The sequence below is a fragment of the Microcoleus sp. T2B6 genome, from assembly GCF_036700475.1.
In the GTDB taxonomy this organism is placed as follows: domain Bacteria; phylum Cyanobacteriota; class Cyanobacteriia; order Cyanobacteriales; family Microcoleaceae; genus Microcoleus.
Genome location: NZ_JAUBOZ010000065.1, coordinates 40960 through 44398, shown reverse-complemented (window position 1 = coordinate 44398; position 3439 = coordinate 40960). Strand labels below are relative to the sequence as shown.

The 3439-nt window shown below is 43.8% G+C and carries 4 protein-coding genes; 1 reads left to right on the top strand and 3 read right to left on the bottom strand.

Annotated features, from left to right (window positions below; genetic code table 11):
- Positions 1-182 precede the first annotated feature (182 nt).
- The 3 genes from QUA00_RS24290 to QUA00_RS24280 form a co-directional block, all read right to left on the bottom strand.
- Positions 183-1118, bottom strand: coding sequence for a fused MFS/spermidine synthase (locus QUA00_RS24290; RefSeq protein WP_333411395.1), 936 nt, complete (start codon positions 1116-1118; stop codon positions 183-185).
- Between the two features lie 186 nt (positions 1119-1304).
- On the bottom strand, positions 1305-1904 hold the full coding sequence (locus QUA00_RS24285) for an adenylate/guanylate cyclase domain-containing protein (protein WP_333144110.1): 600 nt from the start codon (positions 1902-1904) through the stop codon (positions 1305-1307).
- Positions 1905-1910: 6 nt separating this feature from the next.
- Positions 1911-2642 (bottom strand): response regulator, encoded by a 732-nt coding sequence (locus QUA00_RS24280; RefSeq protein ID WP_333411393.1) that lies wholly within the window; start codon positions 2640-2642, stop codon positions 1911-1913.
- A 325-nt stretch (positions 2643-2967) separates the two neighbouring features.
- On the opposite strand from QUA00_RS24280, the gene QUA00_RS24275 reads away from it, so the two are divergent.
- On the top strand, positions 2968-3330 hold the full coding sequence (locus QUA00_RS24275) for a hypothetical protein (protein ID WP_333411392.1): 363 nt from the start codon (positions 2968-2970) through the stop codon (positions 3328-3330).
- Positions 3331-3439: the final 109 nt, after the last annotated feature.

The window sequence follows — 3439 nt, the reverse complement described above, 5'->3', positions numbered from 1 at the left end:
TCTATCCTTGCTCTTCGCTGTGCTTATCTCAACGGTCAACTTTCAATTTGATGTATTTGCCAAACTGAGATGCACCCATTTCATCCCACATTCTCTTTCAATCCCTGGGTGATATCAACATTGTATCAGTAACAGGCAAGATGCCTGTTCCACAAAGAGTAAAGCCGGACTTATTATAGATATCAAAATAACCAGCAATCAAAATAACCAGCGGGGGGTGAATCGTCATAAAAAATTTGAGCTTTGTCTAAATTAGGTACAGCCTCCGCCAATTCTCTACCTATTTTTACCTCCAGCGCCCTGTCTGTTAAGGGAAAGGAAAATTGATAGGTATCTTGTAAATATTTTGCTTTAGCAACAATCTCATCTTTCCCTAAAATAGCGCTGTTGCTACCAATCAAAACGCTGTTAATGTCCTTCCACGGACACACGCACACCTGAGAAAACACGCTTTGAAAAGTCTGGATTTTTTCCGCATAAAACTCATCTCTTTGCAGCAGATTTACCAGCACAACTCCTGCTGTTGACAAGCGTTTTTCGCAGAGTTGATAAAATTCTTTGGTGGATAGGCGGTGGGGAAAGTAGCCGTTGCCAAAAGCTACGTCGATCATGATGATATCGTACTGAGTATCTGATTTTTGCTGCTCTAAATACTCTCTGCCGTCTTGAATTGTTACAGTTAGCCGATCGTCCAATTTTACCCCAAAACACTGTGTAGCTGCTTCGATCGCGATCGGGTCTACATCCGCACATTCTATAACAGTTTCCGGCAAATAGTGGTGCAAAACTAAGGGAATTCTGCCGCCCCCAAATCCAGCCATATAGATTCTTTGAGGTTGGCTTTGCCACACTAAACCCAACATCATTGCCTGAGTATATTCAGACACTAGATGTAAAGGATTGTTGAAATCGAAAATAGATTGCAGTAAATCTGTGTGCTGATTTATCTTTTCTACTAAAGATAGCTTAATGTGCGATCGCTCTTTTGTGACTGCAACATAGTGAACACCAGACTCTTTACAAAAAATAACTTTGTCTGGCTGTTGCTGCAGCCAAGCCAGCCGCTGTCGAATAGCGGATAAATTAATAGATTGCCAAGTTTTGTGTTCCTCAATCATCTGATTTTAAATTTTATTTAAATTCGATATTGTCTAAGAATATAGCCTCATCAACGCGGTTTCTACCCAAATGGCTGAGTCGCCCGATATCTGCGAAGAAACCGGGTTTCTAGTGAAGGCTGACGCAACTCATGTTCTCATTTTCCAGCATGGCGAAGAACGAGAAGACAACAGAAATTCACCAGATTACAGCCGCTTATACGCCACCAATTCCAAACCTGAAACCGAAAGTTCCACTTTTTCCCAATCTTGCTTGTCACCTTCTAACTTTTCAAAGGCTGCTGAAGTGAGCAAAATCTCTCCCCGTTCCGCCACATCCTCTCCCAGCTTAGATGCCAGATTAAATTCCGATCCGTACATATCCTCTCCTTCCAGCATCAAAACATCGCCACAGCCAATACCAATGCAGAGGTAAATATCCATCTCCGGCGGCAGTGTGGTGTTGACAGCCGCCGTTTGTTTCAAAGAGTCGATCGCAGCTTCCACCGCTGATTTTACATCAGTAAAAACTGCAAAAATATTGTCTGCTTCCTCCTTAACTACAGTGCCACCGTATTCTGAAATTATCGGTTTGACAATTCCGTGCATCCGGTGAATCATTGCCAAAAAATGAATAATTCCGTAGCGGACTGTCGTGCGCGAAAATCCCGACATATCCATTACTAAAATTGCGTAATTTTTGCGGAAAGTGGCATTAATTTTTTCATCAATTTCCGCCATTCTTTCGGGATGTTCGTTTCTTTCTTGCAGCAACTTTTCCAAGTTAGCGCGGTTATTTGTTTTCATTTTAGTTTAATTAAATTCCCAATCGCGACACAGTTCTTGAGGGCGGCCAGCAGGATGCACCGCACAATTGATGCCATCCTTACCGTAATAATAATCGCACACTTTGCAGGGTTTAGTTTGCTCTAATTTTTTCATCAAAATTGTCCGGATTGTCTGGACTCGGTTGCGATACTTGTTTGCATTCGAGTGACTCGGTTCAATTGCCAAAGCTTGCTCGAAAGCTGCTAAGCTGGAATCGTACAATTTAATAATTTGGGCGCTGTATTTTGTCCAAGCATCGGCATGGCTTTGATACAGTTCGACTGTACTTAAATTTAAAATTCCGTATTCTGTCCAAGCGTCGGCAGAAGCTCGATCGAACTTAATATTGGCATTGAGCAAAACTTTTTTGATCGTTGCCAAAAGTTCCCTCGGCTGCCAAGGTTTGCTAACATAAGCCTCGGCGCGATCGCCCTGGAACCTCGCAAATAAAGCTAACTGCTGTCCCTTGCCTGTTAAAAATACCACCGGTATGTTCCGAGTTTCGGGATTAGCTTTAATTAAACGACAAACCCCGTAGCCGTCTAGACGGGGCATTATGACATCTAATAATACTAAATCAGGACAATTTTTCTCAATTTTATCCAGCGCTTCCACACCGTCAGATGCCTGAATTACATTCAATCCGCTGCATCTCAACTGATGTGAAATGCACTCCCGCTGGCTGCGGGAATCTTCCACCACTAAAACTGTACTCATCACTCCCCACCTGGTTTTTGAGGTAAACTTGTTCGCTGCTTCGAGTTGCCCTTGCTGAAATCAGTTTACCCGCATTGGAAGAGTTTGTTATCACTGGCAAGCTAGACTTACTAAAATTGCAACAAATCTTAAACTGGGAAGCAAAGGTGATACTTATCAGAAAATGCTGGTTGCTAATACGGGGACAATTATTCGAGGTTTAGGCGGTAAATATTCGGCTTTTAAGCCTTAATAGCGGCAAAATGTACTGATTTGGGGCGAAAATCTTGTTGAATTGCAACAGATAATCGGCTACTGTATACGTTGAAGTTCTTAAGGACGACAAATGAATCGATTGCTACTCACTTTATTGGTAAGTCCGACGCTGTTTGGATCTTTGATGTCTTTGAGCGCGATCGCAAATCCCGCTCAAATTGGCGAAACACCAAGCCAATCGGCGGATTCGCCCCAATGCGTGCGATCGCCCCACACTCAGCGTCTGACTTGCGTGCGGCTTCCTGGTAAGTCTGCTGCTGTGGCTTCTAAGTCGAGAATTACTTGGCAGCGCCCGGGTGAAGAACGGCTGGCGATGCTGGATTTTTCGGAAGAAGAAAGCGATGCGGCGGCGGCGCTGTTTGGCTGCGACTGTCAGGCGTGTATCAACTCGCTGCGGCAGTTGCGCGGTTTGCCGCCTCTGGATCTGACTTGAGGGCGATCGATCTCATATGTTGCACCATTGTCAATTAACCTTTTATGAACAGGCAAGATGCCTGTTCCACAAGAAAATTTATCTTTTGTGGAACAGGCATCTTGCCTGT